16 protein-coding genes and 1 pseudogene are annotated in these 17061 nt (G+C 69.5%); 7 read left to right on the plus strand and 10 right to left on the minus strand.

Annotated elements, in window-relative coordinates:
* Positions 1-104: 104 nt before the first annotated feature.
* On the plus strand, positions 105-1103 hold the full coding sequence (hemB, locus tag OG766_RS20320) for a porphobilinogen synthase (protein ID WP_266381251.1): 999 nt from the start codon (positions 105-107) through the stop codon (positions 1101-1103).
* A 32-nt stretch (positions 1104-1135) separates the two neighbouring features.
* Here hemB and OG766_RS20325 read toward each other — a convergent pair whose 3' ends face one another.
* Both OG766_RS20325 and OG766_RS20330 read right to left on the minus strand, forming a co-directional pair.
* Positions 1136-1939, minus strand: a complete 804-nt coding sequence (locus OG766_RS20325) for a DUF4253 domain-containing protein (protein ID WP_328725922.1) — start codon at positions 1937-1939, stop codon at positions 1136-1138.
* Positions 1940-2010: 71 nt separating this feature from the next.
* Positions 2011-2796: a DUF4232 domain-containing protein gene (locus tag OG766_RS20330; protein ID WP_328725923.1), complete on the minus strand. Its 786-nt coding sequence runs from the start codon at positions 2794-2796 to the stop codon at positions 2011-2013.
* A gap of 196 nt (positions 2797-2992) precedes the next feature.
* Here OG766_RS20330 and OG766_RS20335 point away from each other — a divergent pair.
* Both OG766_RS20335 and OG766_RS20340 read left to right on the plus strand, forming a co-directional pair.
* Positions 2993-3229: pseudogene (locus OG766_RS20335) on the plus strand (helix-turn-helix domain-containing protein); the annotation flags it as partial.
* Positions 3230-3850: 621 nt separating this feature from the next.
* A complete protein-coding gene (locus tag OG766_RS20340) occupies positions 3851-4462 on the plus strand; it encodes a hypothetical protein (protein WP_328727587.1) in 612 nt (203 codons plus the stop codon).
* Here OG766_RS20340 and OG766_RS20345 read toward each other — a convergent pair.
* Together OG766_RS20345 and OG766_RS20350 are read right to left on the minus strand one after the other, a co-directional pair.
* Positions 4426-4698: a DUF397 domain-containing protein gene (locus tag OG766_RS20345; RefSeq protein ID WP_266381255.1), complete on the minus strand. Its 273-nt coding sequence runs from the start codon at positions 4696-4698 to the stop codon at positions 4426-4428. The two genes, OG766_RS20340 and OG766_RS20345, sit on opposite strands and share 37 nt — an antisense overlap.
* On the minus strand, positions 4695-5480 hold the full coding sequence (locus OG766_RS20350) for a helix-turn-helix domain-containing protein (protein ID WP_266381256.1): 786 nt from the start codon (positions 5478-5480) through the stop codon (positions 4695-4697). The genes OG766_RS20345 and OG766_RS20350 overlap by 4 nt, the downstream gene beginning before the upstream one ends.
* Positions 5481-5632: 152 nt before the next feature.
* Between OG766_RS20350 and OG766_RS20355 the strand changes: the two genes are divergently transcribed.
* Entirely contained in the window at positions 5633-6037 is a 405-nt protein-coding gene (locus OG766_RS20355; protein ID WP_328725924.1) for an ATP-binding protein, read from the plus strand.
* On the opposite strand, the gene OG766_RS20360 is transcribed toward OG766_RS20355, so the two are convergent.
* A complete protein-coding gene (locus tag OG766_RS20360) occupies positions 6021-6884 on the minus strand; it encodes an NAD(P)-dependent oxidoreductase (RefSeq protein ID WP_328725925.1) in 864 nt (287 codons plus the stop codon). The two genes, OG766_RS20355 and OG766_RS20360, sit on opposite strands and share 17 nt — an antisense overlap.
* Positions 6885-7021: 137 nt before the next feature.
* On the opposite strand from OG766_RS20360, the gene OG766_RS20365 reads away from it, so the two are divergent.
* Positions 7022-7294: a DUF1876 domain-containing protein gene (locus OG766_RS20365; RefSeq protein WP_266381260.1), complete on the plus strand. Its 273-nt coding sequence runs from the start codon at positions 7022-7024 to the stop codon at positions 7292-7294.
* Between the two features lie 86 nt (positions 7295-7380).
* Here the strand turns inward: OG766_RS20365 and argS are convergent, their stop codons facing one another.
* Entirely contained in the window at positions 7381-9147 is a 1767-nt protein-coding gene (gene argS, locus OG766_RS20370; RefSeq protein ID WP_266381262.1) for an arginine--tRNA ligase, read from the minus strand.
* A gap of 196 nt (positions 9148-9343) precedes the next feature.
* On the opposite strand from argS, the gene lysS reads away from it, so the two are divergent.
* Positions 9344-11113, plus strand: a complete 1770-nt coding sequence (gene lysS / locus OG766_RS20375; RefSeq protein WP_328725926.1) for a lysine--tRNA ligase — start codon at positions 9344-9346, stop codon at positions 11111-11113.
* A gap of 105 nt (positions 11114-11218) precedes the next feature.
* Here the strand turns inward: lysS and OG766_RS20380 are convergent, their stop codons facing one another.
* From OG766_RS20380 to OG766_RS20390, 3 genes are all read right to left on the minus strand, one after another.
* Complete coding sequence (locus OG766_RS20380; protein ID WP_266381264.1) at positions 11219-12577, minus strand: DUF2637 domain-containing protein; 1359 nt, start codon at positions 12575-12577, stop codon at positions 11219-11221.
* A gap of 231 nt (positions 12578-12808) precedes the next feature.
* A complete protein-coding gene (locus OG766_RS20385; protein WP_266381266.1) occupies positions 12809-13534 on the minus strand; it encodes a DUF3558 domain-containing protein in 726 nt (241 codons plus the stop codon).
* Between the two features lie 191 nt (positions 13535-13725).
* Positions 13726-14559, minus strand: coding sequence for a DUF3558 domain-containing protein (locus tag OG766_RS20390; protein WP_328725927.1), 834 nt, complete (start codon positions 14557-14559; stop codon positions 13726-13728).
* Positions 14560-14754: 195 nt separating this feature from the next.
* On the opposite strand from OG766_RS20390, the gene OG766_RS20395 reads away from it, so the two are divergent.
* Complete coding sequence (locus tag OG766_RS20395) at positions 14755-15948, plus strand: RtcB family protein (RefSeq protein WP_328725928.1); 1194 nt, start codon at positions 14755-14757, stop codon at positions 15946-15948.
* Positions 15949-16071: 123 nt separating this feature from the next.
* Here OG766_RS20395 and OG766_RS20400 read toward each other — a convergent pair whose 3' ends face one another.
* On the minus strand, positions 16072-16932 hold the full coding sequence (locus tag OG766_RS20400) for a polysaccharide deacetylase family protein (protein WP_328725929.1): 861 nt from the start codon (positions 16930-16932) through the stop codon (positions 16072-16074).
* Positions 16933-17061: the final 129 nt, after the last annotated feature.

Consider the following 17061-nt stretch of genomic DNA (forward strand, 5'->3'; position numbering starts at 1 on the left):
GGGGGCGGGGGCGCTGCCCCCCGCCCCCCTTCCGCCCGGTGGGCCGGTTCCGGCCCGGCACGGTGTCGGTAAAAGCGCTCCGGGCACGGGCGTAGCGTGGGTGTATGACTGTGTACGGAGCCTTCCCCGGGTCGCGGCCGCGCCGGCTGCGGACCACTCCCGCGATGCGGCGCATGGTCGCCGAGACGCGGCTGAACCCCGCCGATCTGATCCTTCCCGCGTTCGTACGGGAGGGCGCGAGCGAGCCCGTGCCGATCTCGGCGATGCCCGGGGTCGTGCAGCACTCGCTGGACACGCTGCGCAAGGCCGCGGTGGACGCCCGGGAGGCCGGTGTCTCCGGGATCATGCTCTTCGGTGTGCCGGAGGACGCGAAGAAGGACGCGGCCGGGACGGCGGGCACCGACCCGGACGGGATCCTGCAGGTCGCCATCCGGGCCGTGAGGGCCGAGGTCGGCGACGAGCTGGTGATCATGTCCGATCTGTGTCTGGACGAGTACACCGACCACGGCCACTGCGGTGTGCTGGATGCGGACGGCCGCGTCGACAACGACGCCACGCTGGAGCGTTACGCCGAGATGGCGCAGGTCCAGGCCGACGCCGGCGTCCATGTGGTCGGCCCCAGCGGGATGATGGACGGCCAGGTCGGGGTCATCCGCGACGCCCTGGACACCATCGGCAAGGAGGACGTGGCCGTGCTCGCCTACACCGCTAAGTACTCCTCCGCCTTCTACGGCCCCTTCCGTGAGGCCGTCGCCTCCTCGCTGCAGGGTGACCGCAAGACGTACCAGCAGGACCCGGCGAACCTCCGCGAGTCCCTGCGCGAACTCGCGCTGGACCTGGAGGAGGGCGCCGACATGGTCATGGTCAAGCCCGCCGGTCCGTACCTCGATGTGCTGGCGAAGGTCGCGGATGCCGTGGACGTGCCCGTCGCGGCGTACCAGATCAGCGGTGAGTACGCGATGGTCGAGGCCGCGGCCGAGAAGGGCTGGATCGACCGCGACAAGGCCATCTTCGAGACGCTGACCGGGATTCGGCGCGCGGGCGCGCAGATGATCCTCACCTACTGGGCGACCGAGGTCGCACAGAAGCTGGCCCGCCCGTAAGGCGGTTCAGTCCCGCCGGTCGGTCCCGCTGGTCAGTCCCACCAGAAGGACCAGGCGGTCTGGTCCAGGACGGCCTTGGCCGCGTAGTCGGCGAGGGCGGAGTATCCGCCCTGGGTGATGTTGTCCGGGCAGAACGCGAAGTGCTCGGCGGCGACGGCCTCCGCCTCGGCGAGTGTCGTGGGCGGGGACGCAACGGAGACCACCAGCTGGTCGAAGGTGAGCGCCACGACACGTATGCCGAAGCGGTCCTCCCACGAGCGCAGGACCGTGCAGAGGCGCGCCACGTCGTTCTCGTGGTTGAGCGGACCGGTCCAGCCCAGCGCCGCGGGTATGTCGGCGCTGCGGCGGGCCGGGACGAGCGCGAGCCGGGCCCGCGCGAGCCAGGAGTCCTGATCGGTCAGAAGGTCGACGACATCGGCCGCCACGTCGTCCGGGTCGTCCCCGGCAGCCGCGGCCGGGGCGAGGCCGGGGAACTCCTCGGTGGTGTCGAGTTCGTCCCCCGCGCACTCCTCCCAGAAGGCGGCGAGCACCTCTACGGCGTCGTGATCGCCCGCGTACGACATCATCGCCGGGGACAACTCCCAGTCCTCGGGGCGCCTTTCGTGGCCACTGCCCGAGCCTATGAGCACGGGGTGGAGACCGGCGGTCCTGCGGGCGGGCAGCAGGGCCGACCAGTCGCCGGGACGGGCCGGCTCGTCCGCGCACCAGAGCAGCGGCTCGTGCCAGGATCCGTCCGTCGTGGTGTCGATCAGTCGGCCGGCCGGCAGGTCGAGCCCCAGCGAGCGGCCTGTCGGGTCGGTGGCCAGGGTCGGCAGGGGATTGGGAAGCATCGCCATGATCTGAAAGATAGAGGCCGCCACTGACAACGGGCGGCCTCCACTTCGTTCTTCGCGTGAGCGATCAGTGATCAGTAGGTGAGCGCGTCGGCCATGTCGCTCTGCCAGTACGTCACCTTGGCCATGTCGTCCTCGATGAAGGTGTTCGCGGGCAGCGCGAGCTCGGCGGGCGCTCCGGTCGATCCGGCCCCCTTGTGCCCGAAGTGGACGGTGAGGTGCTTCGCGACGCGGCCCGGGTTCTCGGCGGCGCCGGGCTCGCCGGTCAGGACGACCGCGGCGTAGGCGGACTCGCCGGGGGCCAGGGTGACCACGGCCTGCGGACGGCTGTCCTCGATGAACTGGGTCGGGGACTGCGCCTCGTCGAAGCGCAGGAACGGCGCGTTGTAGGCGGCGCAGGTGCGCGAGCCCGTGTTGGTGATGGTGAGCAGCAGGTGGTTGATGGGGCGCGAGACCTTGCTGACCACGGCCTTGGTGTTGTCGCCGGTGCAGGTCGTGAGGGACGTGCTGTCGCCGCCCGTGCCGCCGCTGGTGCTCTTGCCCGAGCTCCCGCCGGAGTTCTTGCCCGAGCCGCTTCCGGAGCCCTTGTCGCTGCCGCCGGCGGTGGTGGAGCCGTTGCCACCGGTGCCGGTGCCGGTGCCGGTGCCGGTGCCGGTGCCCGTGTCCGTGTCCGTGTCCGTGGACGGGGTGGCCGCCGGGGTCTTCGACGCGGTGGCGTTCGCCTTGCCGCCGTCGGCCGGGGCGGCTGCCTTGGGCTCGTCGTCGTTCTGGCAGGCGGTGAGGGACAGCCCCGCAAGAAGCGTGGCGGTCGCGACGACGGCGGTGCGGTTGCGAAGAGCGCGGTTACGGATGGTGCGCATGGTGGATCGACTCCCCGTTGTGGTGGTGATGCGGATTCGCTGATCGACACGGCGACCGCGAGAGCGTCGCCGGTCGCCGCGTCGTGCTGAACACACCTTGTGGGGCTGGCTGCTTGTGGGACAACGGACCAGGGACAATGGGGGAAGCTGGAACACTTGCAGGGGGGTTGACCAGGCGAAACACCCTCCCCCTGGAATGCGTTCCTGGGACGGCGAACGACAGGGGAGGGGTTGGGTGGCGACGGGGACGGAAGGCTTCGCCGGGCTGCTGAGCGCGCTGAAGGAACGCTCCGGGCGCAGCTACGGGGCTCTCGCCAGACAGCTGCACATGAGTACGTCCACGGTGCACCGCTACTGCAACGGCGACGCCGTACCGACGGATTACGCACCCGTGGAGCGGTTCGCGCGGCTGTGCGGGGCGACCCGGGACGAGCTGGTGGAACTGCACCGGCAGTGGATCCTGGCGGACGAGGCCCGCAGGCGCGGGCGTTCCGGGGCGGCCGAACCCTCCGGTGAGCCTTCGGCCGAGCCGTCCGGTGAGTCGTCTGGTGATTCATCCGTTGAGCCATCCGGTGAGCCATCCGTTGAGCGCGTGGGTGAGGCGTCTGTTGAGGCACCTGCTGACGTGGCTTCCGTCCCGGCTCCGGGACCCGTCCCGGCTCCGGGACCCGGTCCGGCTCCGGGACCGGTCCCGGAGGACGTGGCAGCCGAGCCCGTGATCGTCGGTCCTGCCGAGGCCTCGCGCAAGCGTCGCCTTCGCATTGCCGTTGCCACAGCTGCCGTTGTCGCCCTCGCCGTTCCGACCGCCTTCGCCGTGAGCCAGTTCGGGGGCGAAGGCGCCCGTACGGACGCACACGGGAAGGGGCAGCCCGGTGCGGGGGAGGCCGCCGGGGCCGCCTCGACGGACGCCGTATCCCCGTCCGCCGCGGCCTCGGGCTCCGCTTCCGCCTCACCGAACGGCAGCGCATCACCTGGCGGTAAGGGAGAAGGTGCCTCTCCGTCGGACCCGCCTGCCAAGGGCGGGACGCAGCCGCCTGCCGGGCAGGGCGGCGGTGTGGCGCCGAGTGTGGGCATCAGCTCGTACAACTGGGAGGAGCCGTGCGGCGAGTTCTATCTCCTGGACCAGCCGCCGGAGCAGGTCCCTCCGCCGCCTCCGCCGCAGGACACCCGGCCCTGGGCGAGCGCCCTGGGAGGCGTCAGCGCCGGGGACATGGCGCTCCAGCTGACCGTGACGGGCAACACGGACGAAGCGGTCGTCATCACTGACCTGAACGTACGCGTGGTGGGGCGAAAGGCCGCACTGCCCTGGCAGGTCTACTCCATGGGTGAAGGCTGCGGCAGCGGCATCACTCCGCAGACCTTCGACATCGACCTGGACCATGCCCGGCCGCTGGCCAAACCCATTGCGGGGCAGGACGGCGACACCGTCGTACCGGCCAAGGACTTCCCGTACAAGGTCTCCACCCGCGATCCGCAGGTCCTGAACCTCAACGTCCACACCGAAGGGCACGAGGCCACCTGGTATCTGGAGCTGGAGTGGAGCAGCGGCGACCGGCACGGAACCATACGGGTCGACGACGGCGGAAAGCCGTTCCGTACGAGCGCCTTGGAAGGCCGGAAGAGCTATACCTACTGGCCGGACAAGGACGAGTGGGTCGCCGAGTGACCGCCGGCGAAGGCCGCGAACGATGACCAGACGCCGGGGGCGAGCGTGAGCATCGGGCCGTCCGGGTTCTTGGAGTCGCGGACGTGGACGGCGGTGGGGTGGGTGGCGACCTCGACGCACTCGCCGCCCTCGCTGCCGCTGTAGGAGGACTTGCGCCAGGCGTAGGCGACTTCGAGGCAGGCGCCTCCTTGCTCACTGCTGTAGCTGGACTTGAACCACTCAAGTGCGGTGTTCATGGGTCTCCTAGCCGCAGGTCCAACAGGCCTTTTGTCTCCTCGGGGTTGAGGGCCTGTGTCCGCAGCATCGCATACTTCTGCGCCAGGATGCTGACCTCATCCGGGTCGGTGATGAGCTGGCTGCCGCGCTGGTTCTCGGCATAGGCAATGTGCTGGTGGTCGGGGGTTTCCAGCAGGATGAACGGGCCGGAAAGGCCGGCATGGGTCTCTCGGCCGAGTGGCATGATCTGCAGGGCGATGCCGGGGAGTTCGGCGCAGGCGCGCAGGTGACGGAGCGCCTCAATGTGCACATTCTTGCCGCCGAGGCGGTCCCGTACGGTTGCTTCGGAGATGATGAAGCTGATGGTCGGAGGGATCTTGCGCTGCAAGATCTCTTGGCGTTCCACGCGGGCGGCCACCCGCTGCTCGATCTCGTCCTGACTGAGTGCCGGGACATCAGTCCGGAACACCGCGCGGGCGTAGTTCTCCGTCTGGAGGAGGCCGGGCAGCACCTGATTCTCGAACCACGAGAGTGCGATGGCTTCGCGCTCGAAGTCCATGTACTCCTCCGCCCACGCCGGGATCAGATCCACCTCCGGCATGTTCTCCACCGCCGTCGACAACGCGCGCTTCGTCTCCAGGATGCTGTCCAGCAGCCGTGCCAGGTCCGGTTTCAGCGGCCGTCTTCCCTGCTCGATCGAGGCGATCGTCTCCTGGTGCAGACAGGCCCGGTCCGCCAGTTCGCGCTGGGTGAGGCAGGCCGTCTCCCGGAACACCGCCACCAGCGCGCCTACGAGCTTCATCGCCGACGCGTTCTTCCTGCGCCGATTCCTGGGGTGCATGCCGTACCAACTCCCCGTGGCCGTACGAAAGTCATGCGCAGGCAACCCGTACAAACTCGGTGTACGGGTGCGCGCACTGCATCACGCTAGTCACCGACTGTGACGCTCGCCTCATGAACGAGGCGATTCAACTCCCCTGTGTGCGTGAGCGGTTCTACCGGCGCGAGCGGCGGTCCGTGCCCGCTGCCAGGGAGTTCACGAGCGAGGCCCTCGAAGCATGGGGCCTGGGCGCGGTCCGGGACGACGTACTGCTCTGCGTGAGCGAGCTGGCCACCAACGCGCTGGTGCACGGCGTACCGCCCGGCCGGGGGTATCTGTTGCGGCTGGCGCGGTACGAGGAGGCCCTCCGTGTGGAGGTCCACGACAGCGGGGACGGGTGTCCCCGGCCGCGTGAGCCGCAGGGTGAGTCGGGGCGGGGGCTGTTGCTGGTGGCGACGGTCGCGGACAAGTGGGGGGTCGGGGAGCGGGCGCCCGGGAAGGTCGTGTGGTGCGAGTTCGGGGTCAGCGTTCGACGGTGAGGAGGTCGGCGAGGCGGGAGAGGCCGTCCGCCGCGTGGCCCTCGGCGATGGCGCGGTCCAGGAGGGCCTGGAACGGGACGAACAGCTCGGGGCTGACGCCCTGGTCGCGGAACGTGGCCGTGAAGTTGGGGAACGCGGCCTGGTTGACGGCGAGGCTGGAGACGTCGGTGAGGTGCTGTCCGGTGTCGATCGCCCGGCCCATCTCCGGGGCGCTCGCGAGCATCGCGGTGACCCAGGGGACGAGGAGTTCGGAGAACTCCTCGGCGGAGATGTGTTCCGTACGGACCAGGGCGAAGGCCTGGAGGACGCCGACGACCATGCCGTACATGCCGGTGAGCAGGGCCAGGTCGTACAGGGCGGCCCTGCCCGGGTCCGTGCCGGTCCACTTCGTGCCGCCGAAGGCCGCCAGCGTGGCGCGGTGGGTCTCGTAGGCCTGCTCGTCGCCGCTGTAGAAGACGTAGGCGTGCGGGCCGGCGATCATCTGCGGGACGGCCATGATGCCGCCGTCGAGGTAGTGCGCGCCGTGGTCGGCGGCCCGGGCGGCGAGTTCGCGGGCCTGGGCCGGGGTGCCGTTGGTGAGGTTGACCAGCGTCTTGCCGGTGACGTCGCCGAGGGTGTCGAAGACCTCGTGGACGGCGTCGTCGGTCAGGAGGCAGACGACGACGAGAGGGCTCGCCGCGGCCGCTTCGGCGGGCGTGCCGGCCGGGAGCGCGCCCTGGGCGACGAGGGGACCGGTCCTGGCGGGGGAGCGGTTCCAGACGGTGACGTGGTGGCCCGCCTTGAGGAGGGCGGTGGCGAGGGCGGAGCCCATCATGCCGAGACCGAGGACGGAGACGTGGGTCGTCATGCCGTCGATCCTTGCCGCGGGGTGGGAAGGGGACAAGTACCGACTATTTGGTCAGGTACTCACCTTGTGGTGAGTGGGGTGGTGATCAGTGGCGGCCCGGCGCACCCTGAAAGGGGTACCGCTGGAGGTGATCCGTCATGCAGACGCTCGTCGGATGGCACGTCGAGATGGAGTTTCTGGAGGAAGGCGACAAGACCAAGGCGGCCGCGATGCTCCGGCTCGGCGACGGCACGGAAGTACGCGGCCACGGCCACGCCAGCCGTCATCCGTCCGATCCGGGACAGCTGCGGGTCGGCGAGGAGATCGCAGGCGCGCGGGCGCTCATGGACATCGCGCAGACACTGCTCACCAAGGCCCACGACGAGATCGAGGAGACCACGGGAAGACCCGCGCACCCGCTGACGCGGTGACGCGGTGAGGCGAAGACGCGGTGACGCGAACGACGAAGGCGGCCCGGGCGAGCGAACATCGCCGGGGCCGCCTTCGTCGTCGTGCGTCAGAGGCGCTCGGGGGTGCGGATGCCGAGGAGCGCCATGCCCTGGTGGAGCGTGCGGGCGGTCAGGTCGACGAGGAAGAGGCGGTTCTCGAAGACCTCCACCGTGTTGTCCTCGCTGATGACCTGGCACTGGTCGTAGAACGTCGTGAGGTGGGACGCCAGCTGGTACAGGTACGCGGCCAGCTTGTGCGGCTCGTACGACGCGGCGACCTCGGCCAGGACCTCGCCGAACTGGTCCAGGTGCAGCCCGAGCGCCCGCTCGGCCGGGGCCAGCGCGAGCTCCGGGTGGGCGGCCGGCTTGGCGTCGCCCGCCTTGCGGAGGATCGACTGGATACGGGCGTACGCGTACTGGAGGTACACCGACGTGTCGCCGTTGAGCGAGACCATCTGGTCCAGGTCGAACTTGTAGTCCCGGACGGCCGACGTGGACAGGTCCGCGTACTTCACCGCGCCGATGCCGACGTAGCGGCCGTTCTCGACGATCTCCTGCTCGGTGAGGCCCACCTTTTCGGCCTTCTCGCGCACGACCGCCGTCGCCCGGTCGACCGCCTCGTCCAGCAGGTCTTCCAGGCGCACCGTCTCGCCCTCACGGGTCTTGAACGGCTTGCCGTCCTTGCCGAGGACCGTGCCGAAGGCGAGCTGGGCGGCCTTGACGTCGTCGTTCAGCCAGCCGATGCGGCGGGCGGTCTCGAAGACCATCTTGAAGTGGAGCGACTGGCGGGCGTCCACCACGTACAGCAGCGTGGTCGCGCCGAGGTTCTGCACGCGGTCGCGGATCGCGGAGAGGTCCGTCGCCGCGTAGCCGAAACCGCCGTCGGACTTCTGGACGATCAGCGGGACCGGATTGCCGTCCGGGCCCTTGACGTCGTCGAAGAAGACGCACAGCGCGCCGTTGGAGCGGACGGCGACGCCCGACTCCTCCAGCAGCCGGCAGGTCTCGACCAGCATGTCGTTGTAGCCCGACTCGCCGACGATGTCCGGGTCGTCGATCTCCATGTCGAGCTTCTCGAAGACCGAGTAGAAGTAGATCTTCGACTCGTCGACGAACCGCTGCCAGAGCGCGAGGGTCTCCTTGTCGCCCGACTGCAGGTCCACGACCCGACGGCGGGCCCGGTCCTTGAACTCCGGGTCGGAGTCGAAGATCGCGCGCGAGGCCTTGTACAGCCTGTTGAGGTTGGACATGGCCTCCTCGCCGGAGGCGGAGTCGGCCTTGTGGTCCAGCTCGTGCGGGTGCTCGATCAGGTACTGGATGAGCATGCCGAACTGGGTGCCCCAGTCGCCGATGTGGTGGCGACGGACCACCTTCTCGCCCGTGAACTCCAGGATCTCGACCATGGCCGCGCCGATCACCGCGGACCGCAGATGGCCGACGTGCATCTCCTTCGCCACATTCGGCTGGGCGTAGTCGATCACGGTCGTGCCGGGCTTCTCCGCGTGCGGCACGCCCAGGCGGGCGTCCGCGGCGCGGGCGGCGAGGGTCCTGACGATCGCCTCGTCGGTGATCGTGATGTTGAGGAAGCCGGGGCCCGATACCTCGATGTCCTTGAGGAGGTCATCGGCTCCGAGCGCCTCCACGACCTTGGTCGCCAGCTCGCGCGGGTTGCCCTTCAGCTGCTTGGCGAGTGCCAGGATGCCGTTGGCCTGGAAGTCGGCCCGGTCGCTACGTCGCAGCATGGGGTCGGCGGAGCCGGCCTCCGGCAGGGCTGCCGAGAGGGCGTCCGCGAGGCGCTGCTGCACGTTCGAAGCGAGGGAAGGGACCGAGGCCATGAGCTTCCGTTCCTGTCAGTGGGTGATCGGTGCTAATTCGGTAGTCAAGTGTCCCATGGGGGAGCAACCTGTTTCTCCAGGCGACGGTGGGCTGTGGACAACCATCCGGTCCGGGGCTGTGGACAACCACAGGGCCCGCTGTTCCGTCTGGGAGAATGGCTGGCACCGGCTTCGACAGACTCAAGTATTCAAGGACGTGCCGATCGTGGCTCAGAGCAGCACCGAGACCGACTGGGTCTCCCGTTTCGCGGACGATGTCATCGCCGAGTCGGAGCGGCGTGCACCCGGGAAACCGGTCGTGGTTGCCTCTGGCCTGTCGCCGTCGGGCCCCATCCACCTGGGCAATCTGCGTGAGGTCATGACCCCGCACCTGGTCGCGGACGAGATCCGCCGCCGGGGGTACGAGGTCCGCCATCTGATCTCCTGGGACGACTACGACCGCTACCGCAAGGTGCCGGCCGGGGTGCCGGGCGTCGACGACTCCTGGGGCGAGCACATCGGCAAGCCGCTGACCTCGGTCCCCGCGCCCGCCGGCTCCTCGTACCCGAACTGGGCGGAGCACTTCAAGGCCGCGATGGTCGAGGCGCTCGCCGAGCTCGGTGTCGAGTACGACGGGATCAGCCAGACCGAGCAGTACACCTCGGGTGTCTACCGCGAGCAGATCCTGCACGCGATGAAGCACCGCGCGGACATCGACGGCATCCTCGACCAGTACCGGACGAAGGCCAAGGACGGCCAGCCGAAGCAGCAGCAGCAGAAGAAGCAGCAGCAGAAGCAGCAGCAGAAGCCGGTCGACGCGGCCGAGCTGGAGGCCGAGGAGGGCTCCGGCGCGGCGAGCGAGGACGACGGCAGCGGCGGCTCCGGCGGCTACTTCCCGTACAAGCCGTACTGCGGCAACTGCGAGAAGGACCTGACGGCCGTCACGGAGTACATCGACGCGACGACCGAGCTGACGTACTCCTGCACGGCGTGCGGCTTCTCCGAGACGGTCCGGCTCAGCGAGTTCAACCGCGGCAAGCTCGTCTGGAAGGTCGACTGGCCGATGCGCTGGGCCTTCGAGGGCGTGATCTTCGAGCCGAGCGGTGTCGACCACTCGTCGCCCGGGTCGTCGTTCGTCGTGGGCGGCCAGATCGTCCGCGAGATCTTCGACGGAGTGCAGCCGATCGGCCCGATGTACGCGTTCGTGGGCATCTCCGGCATGGCCAAGATGTCGTCGTCGCGCGGTGGCGTGCCGACGCCGGCGGACGCGCTGAAGATCATGGAGGCTCCGCTGCTGCGCTGGCTGTACGCGCGCCGCAGGCCCAACCAGTCCTTCAAGATCGCCTTCGACCAGGAGATCCAGCGGCTCTACGACGAGTGGGACAAGCTGGAGTCCAAGGTCGCGGACGGTTCCGTGCTGCCGGCCGACGCCGCCGCCCACTCCCGCGCGGTGCGCACCGCCGCCGGTGAGCTGCCGCGTACGCCCCGGCCGCTGCCGTACCGGACGCTCGCGTCGGTCGTCGACATCACCGCCGGCCACGACGAGCAGACGCTGCGCATCCTGAGCGAGCTGGACCCGGCGAACCCGCTGTCCTCGCTGGACGAGGCGCGGCCCCGGCTCGACCGCGCGGAGAACTGGATCACTACCCAGGTCCCGGCCGACGCCCGGACGATCGTGCGCTCCGAGCCCGACACGGAGCTGCTCGGCTCGCTCGACGACGAGGCGCGCGAATCGCTGCGCCTGCTGCTCGACGGCCTGGACTCGCACTGGTCGCTGGACGGGCTCACCACGCTCGTCTACGGAGTGCCGAAGGTGATGGCGGGCCTGGAGCCGGACGCCAAGCCGACGCCTGAGCTGAAGACCGCCCAGCGCTCCTTCTTCGCGCTGCTGTACCGCCTGCTGGTCAGCCGGGAGACGGGGCCGCGGCTGCCGACCCTGCTGCTGGCGGTCGGGGCGGACCGGGTGCGCAAGCTGCTCGCTGCCTGATCACGGGGCCGCACGACGGACGAAGGGCTCCCACCCTCTCGGGGTGGGAGCCCTTCGCCGTACGCGCTGCGGTCCTACGCGCTGCGGTCCTACGCGGAAATGGTGCTACGCGATGTGGTCCTCTTCCAGCTCCGCGGTGTGGCGGTTGGTGAAGCGGTTGACCATGCGCTTCGACTCCTCGGCAGGGAGGGTGACGCGGAACTCGGCCTCCACGTTGTCGATGAACTCGCGCGGCGTCGGGTAGCTGCCGTTTATCGACTTCTTGAAGACCTGGTAGTACGACTCCTCGTCCGGGGCGGCGGGTTCGGGGGTGCCGCCGCCCTCGCCCATTTCCCGGGTGCGGCCGGGGCCGGCGGGGATGGGGAAGCTGCCGGTCTCCTCCGAGGAGGACTCCCCGTTCCAGGGCTCGGACTCCTCGTACTGCTGCTGGTACTGCTCAGCCGGGTACTGCTCGGCGGGGTACTGCTCCACCTGCTGGTACTGCTCGGTCTGGTACTGCTGCGGGCCCTGCTCCTCGTACCACTGCCCGTACTGCTGCTCCTCGGGGTCGTACGAGGGGTCGTAGCCGCCCTGGTACGGGACCTCTTGAGGGTTCCGGGCGTGGAGCCAGGGGCTTTCGTCGACGGGGGGCTGCTGCTCGGCGTAGTCCGGTTGCTGGGGGGAGGGGCTCTCCAGCTGGGGGCGCTGCTCGCCGGCAGGTGCCGCCTTCTGCGGAACGGGCGTCGCGCGGACGGCACGACTGTCCGCGATGACGTCCACCTGAGGGTCCGGGGGCAGCAGCACCGGCTCGATCCCGGCGGCGGCCAGCCCCGCGGGGGCCGTCTCCGCCAGCGGAACGCCGTATCTCGCGAGCCGCAGCGGCATCAGCGCCTCGACCGGCGCCTTGCGGCGCCACGCACGCCCGTAGCGGGCCTGGAGCCGGGCCTGGTAGATCAGCCGGTCCTGCTCCAGCTTGATGACCTGCTCGTAACTGCGCAGCTCCCACAGCTTCATCCGGCGCCACAGCCGGAAGGTGGGGATAGGGGAGAGCAGCCAGCGGGTGAGGCGCACGCCCTCCATGTGCTTGTCGGCCGTGATGTCCGCGATCCGGCCCACCGCGTGGCGGGCGGCCTCGACGGAGACCACGAACAGGACCGGGATGACGGCGTGCATACCGACGCCGAGCGGGTCCGGCCAGGCGGCCGCGCCGTTGAACGCGATCGTCGCCGCCGTCAGCAGCCACGCCGTCTGGCGCAGCAGCGGGAAGGGTATGCGTATCCAGGTCAGCAGCAGGTCGAGGGCGAGCAGCACACAGATGCCCGCGTCGATGCCGATGGGGAAGACCAGGGAGAAGTCGCCGAAGCCCTTCTGCTCGGCGAGCTCGCGCACGGCGGCGTACGATCCGGCGAAACCGATCGCGGCGATGATCACCGCACCGGCGACCACCACGCCGATGAGTATGCGGTGCGTGCGTGTCAGCTGCATCGCGGCCACCCGCGATCCCCTCCCTTGTCCTTTTGTGGCGCCGGTGGCGCGGGCCAAGCCTGGCACATGAATGCGGAGCCCGGGCCTCCGGGGAGGTCCGGGCTCCGGCCGGATGCCGGTGCTTCCCGACCGTCCAACAGATGGTGCAGGTGTGGGGGTTGGGTCCGCAGGCGACCGGACCGTCGGTCCGCCGGCCTGCGGGTGTGGCCGGTCTCCCGGCCCGCCGCGAGCCTAGTTGGCCTTCGCGACCGAGGTCGTGGCCTCCTTGGCCGCGGTCACCGCGTCCTTCATCAGCGCCGACGCGTCCGGGGTCTTCGCCCCCGCGTATCCGGCACCGTTGTACCCGAGCGTGACCACGACGTTGCCGGTACGAGCCACGATCGTTGCGTACTTGAAGTCTTCGCCGGTCTTCTTGAGGCCGAAGCCGATCGCCGTGGCCTCTTCGCCGACACCCGCCGCGGGGGAGGTCTTGACGCCCTTGGCGCCGTCCGTCGCCCGGGTCTTGGCGACCTCCTTCTCGTACGCGTCCTTGGCGCGCTCCTCGCCGCTGCCCAGCCCGGCCTCGGACTCGAAACGCTGGAAGGACACGTCGAGCCAGCGGTAGTTCGAGCCCTTGACGCCCTTGTCCTCCAGGCCGTTCCAGGAGCAGCTGCCGCGGACGCCCGTGTCGCTGGAGGTGCCGGCCGTGCCGGCCTTGTTCTTCACCTTGGGCACCAGCTCCTCGATCGTCTTCGAGGCGAGGGCCTTGCAGGGCTGGGGGAGCTTGGCGAACTTCGCGGGCTCCACGGTCGCCGCGGACTGCTTCGTGTCGGGCGAGGAGCCCTCGGAGGAGGACGAGCCGGTGTCCGAGCCCGAGCCCTTGCTGTCGGAGTCCGACGAGCAGCCGGCGACGACGAGCATCACCGGGACGGCGGCGCAGGCGAGTATGCGGGTGAGTCGCGGGGCTGATCGGTGCATGGTTCCTTCAGTCGGTGTGTCGTACGGTCCGCCGTCTGCCGGACGGGGAGTCCGGATCCGGGCGGACGGTCCGGTTCTTCCGGGGCGGCCACGGTACGTCGACACGGTACGACGCCGAAGTCGTCCGGTGGGAGCGAGTGACGGATCCGGCGGGCTCGGGCAGCGGCTCGCAGGAGGCCCCTGCGGACGCGCTAGTCGTTGAAGCGCTCGGCCAGTTTCCGGGCCAGACCCTGGGCCTTTTCCTGCAGTTCCTTGCTGTCCGGCAGCTCCGTCACCCGCGCCGGCTGCTCGCCGTACTGGACGGTCACGATCACGTTCGATGTGCGGAACACCACGCTCACGGTGCGCTGCTGCGCGGTGGAACCGGCCCGGGCGAGGACGTCGTCGAGGAACGCGGCGTCGCCGAGGCCGTCGAGCACACGGGGCTCCAGGCCCTCGGGGGCGCTGCCCGGGTCGCCGGACGGCGAGGTGGTGGCCGAGGGCGAGGTGGTGGCGGGGTTGTGCGCGGTGCTCGTGGCCGGCGCGCCCGAGGAGGGGGTGCCGCCCGTGGGGCCGTCCTGCGGGGCGCCGCCCCCGGCGGGAACGGGCAGGTCGGCCGAGTCCTGCTTCTTGACGTACACCTCCTGCGCGCGCTGGTCGTCGCTGACGTCCTGGTCGTAGGAGACGACGCGCTCGACGTCGATACGGAGGTTGTGCGAGGCCTCCGGGGAGTCGGCCTTCCAGCTGCAGCCGACACGGCGGTCGGTGTCGTACGTGACGGCGGCCGTGCCGCGGAACACCTTCTCCTGCTGGTCCTCGGGCAGCTCGGCGGCGCCGGGGAGCAGATCCCGGAGCATGGCGCGCTCGACGGCGCCGCACGGCTCGTAGAGCGTGCGGTACTTGCCCGGGAGTGCGACGGGGCCCGCGGTCTCGCCCGTCTTGGCCTCGGTGGTCGAGCCGTCGTCGGCGGATCCCGCGCTGCAGCCGGTGACGAGCGTCGCCACGAGGAGCGCCACGACACCGGGTACGTACCCCCTTCGCTGCACGTTCCCAGGCTCCCTTCTCTGCACTTACGGACACTCGGCCGCTGCTGCGCGCGGCGAAAACTGGTTGCCGCCCGATGCGCGCCGATGGACACAATGTGTATCGCACGCGCAGCTGTGAACGCCGGTCCGCTGTCCCTTTTGCTGATCCTGGCGCCGGTTTTGCGTTAGTCGGCTTATCGGGGGAATCGAGGAAGTATGTCGTATGTAGAGGTGCCCGGCGCGAAGGTCCCGATCCGGATGTGGACGGACCCGTCCACGGTCGAGGACGGCGCCATGCAGCAGCTGCGGAACGTCGCGACGCTCCCCTGGATCAAGGGCCTCGCCGTGATGCCGGACGTGCACTACGGCAAGGGCGCGACGGTCGGCTCGGTCATCGCCATGCACGGTGCGGTCTGCCCGGCGGCGGTCGGTGTCGACATCGGCTGCGGAATGTCCGCCGTGAAGACCTCGCTCACCGCGAACGACCTGCCGGGCGATCTGTCCCGGCTCCGTTCCAAGATCGAGCAGGCGATCCCGGTCGGGCGCGGTATGCACGACGACCCGGTGGACCCGGGCCGGGTGTACGGATTCCCGGTGTCGGGCTTCGACGACTTCTGGTCGCGGTTCGACGGGATCGCGGACGCGGTCAAGTTCCGCAGGGAGCGGGCGGCCAAGCAGATGGGGACGCTCGGTTCCGGAAACCACTTCGTCGAGTTCTGCCTGGACGAGTCCGGCTCCGTATGGCTCATGCTGCACTCCGGCTCGCGGAACATCGGCAAGGAGCTCGCCGAGCACCACATCGGCGAGGCCCAGAAGCTGCCGCACAACCAGGGCCTGATCGACCGCGACCTGGCGGTGTTCGTCGCGGACACCCCGCAGATGGCCGTCTACCGGAGCGACCTGTTCTGGGCGCAGGAGTACGCGAAGTACAACCGCGCGCTGATGATGGGGCTCTTCCAGGAAGTGGTCCGCAGGGAGTTCCGGAAGGCGAAGGTCACCTTCGATCCGGTCATCTCCTGCCACCACAACTACGTGGCGGAGGAGCGGTACGAGGGGATGGATCTGCTGGTCACCCGGAAGGGAGCGATCAGCGCGGGCTCGGGGGAGTGGGGGATCATCCCTGGTTCCATGGGTACGGAGTCGTACATCGTCCGCGGTCTGGGCAACCCGAAGTCGTTCAACTCGGCGTCGCACGGTGCCGGTCGGCGGATGAGCCGGAACGCGGCGAAGCGGAAGTTCTCCACTAAGGATCTCGAGGACCAGACGCGGGGCGTGGAGTGCCGTAAGGACTCCGGGGTCGTGGACGAGATCCCGGCCGCGTACAAGCCGATCAGCCAGGTGATCGATCAGCAGAAGGACCTGGTGCAGGTCGTCGCGAAGATCAAGCAGGTCATCTGTGTGAAGGGCTGAATCCAGCACACCACGTGATCGACGGGCCCCGGACTGTGCGTCCGGGGCTTTGTGGTCCAACGAGCACGGTCACAACAGCTGTCGATGGTTCCGTGCAGTTTCAGCGAGTGGTTCCGGGTGGTTTCACTGGTCGTACACGGTTCCGGGCACCGGCTTGGCGGGGTGGAGGAGTTCGGGGACCGTGACGAAGGTGTAGCCGCGCTTCTTCAGCTCGGTGATGATCGCGGGCACGGCGGGGACGGTGCCGTCGTAGATGTCGTGGAGCAGGATGATGCCGTCCCGGTCGGCCTGGTCGAGGGTGCGCTCTGCGATCAGGGCCGAGTCCGTGGTGGAGAAGTCCTTCGCGGTGGTGCTCCACAGCACCAGGGAGAGGCCGAGCTCCTTGCTGACGGCCGTGACGTCGTCGTTGATCCGGCCCTGCGGCGGGCGCATCAGGGTGGGCTTCTTGCCGGTGATGGCGGCTATGGCGTCCTGAGTGCGGGCCAGTTCGTCGCGTATGGCGTCCTTGTCGAGCGTGTCGAGCCGTTCGTGGGTCCAGGTGTGGTTGGCCACCTCATGGCCCTCGGCGGCGAGGCGGCGCACGGTCTCCGGGTACTTGAGCACGTGGTTCTCGCCCAGCAGGAAGAAGGTGGCGTGGACCTTCTCCTTCTTGAGGATGTCGAGGAGCTGGGGAGTGTCCTTACCGGGCCCGCCGTCGAAGGTCAGGGCGATGCACTTGGCCTTCTCGCAGTCGACCGGCGCCTTGGCGGAGGCCGCGTTGCGTCCGGCGGAGCCCGCTGCCTGGGACTTCCCGTCCCCTGCGGTCGAGGCTGCGGGGTTCTCCAGCGCGTCTGCGCGGGCCTCGGAGGGTGAGACGCGGTCCATCGAGCAGCCGGTGAGAGCGACTGCGGCGAGGGACATCGCGGCGAGTGCGGAGGCGATCCTGAGCCGGGTCCGACCCGCCGTGCCGGGGCTGGTGGTCGTGGTGTCGGAGGTTTCGGGCATGGCGGTGCTTCTCCCTGTGGGGGGGCTTGGTCCTGGTGTGAGCGCGCAACGGGGCACGGCGAGTGCCGCGATCGATCGGCCGTGCACGCAGATCCGACTATACATAGTGCGTATACGTGCGGTGTATAC

Origin of the sequence: Streptomyces sp. NBC_00259 (assembly GCF_036181745.1) — a bacterium.
GTDB lineage: Bacteria > Actinomycetota > Actinomycetes > Streptomycetales > Streptomycetaceae > Streptomyces > Streptomyces pratisoli.

Excerpts from the sequence above, each read along its gene's own strand:
- hemB (WP_266381251.1), top strand. The coding sequence starts at position 105 with ATGACTGTGTACGGAGCCTTCCCCGGGTCGCGGCCGCGCCGGCTGCGG.
- OG766_RS20325 (WP_328725922.1), bottom strand. The coding sequence starts at position 1,939 with ATGGCGATGCTTCCCAATCCCCTGCCGACCCTGGCCACCGACCCGACA.
- OG766_RS20330 (WP_328725923.1), bottom strand. The coding sequence starts at position 2,796 with ATGCGCACCATCCGTAACCGCGCTCTTCGCAACCGCACCGCCGTCGTC.
- OG766_RS20345 (WP_266381255.1), bottom strand. The coding sequence starts at position 4,698 with ATGAACACCGCACTTGAGTGGTTCAAGTCCAGCTACAGCAGTGAGCAA.
- OG766_RS20350 (WP_266381256.1), bottom strand. The coding sequence starts at position 5,480 with ATGAAGCTCGTAGGCGCGCTGGTGGCGGTGTTCCGGGAGACGGCCTGC.
- OG766_RS20355 (WP_328725924.1), top strand. The coding sequence starts at position 5,633 with ATGAACGAGGCGATTCAACTCCCCTGTGTGCGTGAGCGGTTCTACCGG.
- OG766_RS20360 (WP_328725925.1), bottom strand. The coding sequence starts at position 6,884 with ATGACGACCCACGTCTCCGTCCTCGGTCTCGGCATGATGGGCTCCGCC.
- OG766_RS20365 (WP_266381260.1), top strand. The coding sequence starts at position 7,022 with ATGCAGACGCTCGTCGGATGGCACGTCGAGATGGAGTTTCTGGAGGAA.
- argS (WP_266381262.1), bottom strand. The coding sequence starts at position 9,147 with ATGGCCTCGGTCCCTTCCCTCGCTTCGAACGTGCAGCAGCGCCTCGCG.
- OG766_RS20380 (WP_266381264.1), bottom strand. The coding sequence starts at position 12,577 with ATGCAGCTGACACGCACGCACCGCATACTCATCGGCGTGGTGGTCGCC.
- OG766_RS20385 (WP_266381266.1), bottom strand. The coding sequence starts at position 13,534 with ATGCACCGATCAGCCCCGCGACTCACCCGCATACTCGCCTGCGCCGCC.
- OG766_RS20395 (WP_328725928.1), top strand. The coding sequence starts at position 14,755 with ATGTCGTATGTAGAGGTGCCCGGCGCGAAGGTCCCGATCCGGATGTGG.
- OG766_RS20400 (WP_328725929.1), bottom strand. The coding sequence starts at position 16,932 with ATGCCCGAAACCTCCGACACCACGACCACCAGCCCCGGCACGGCGGGT.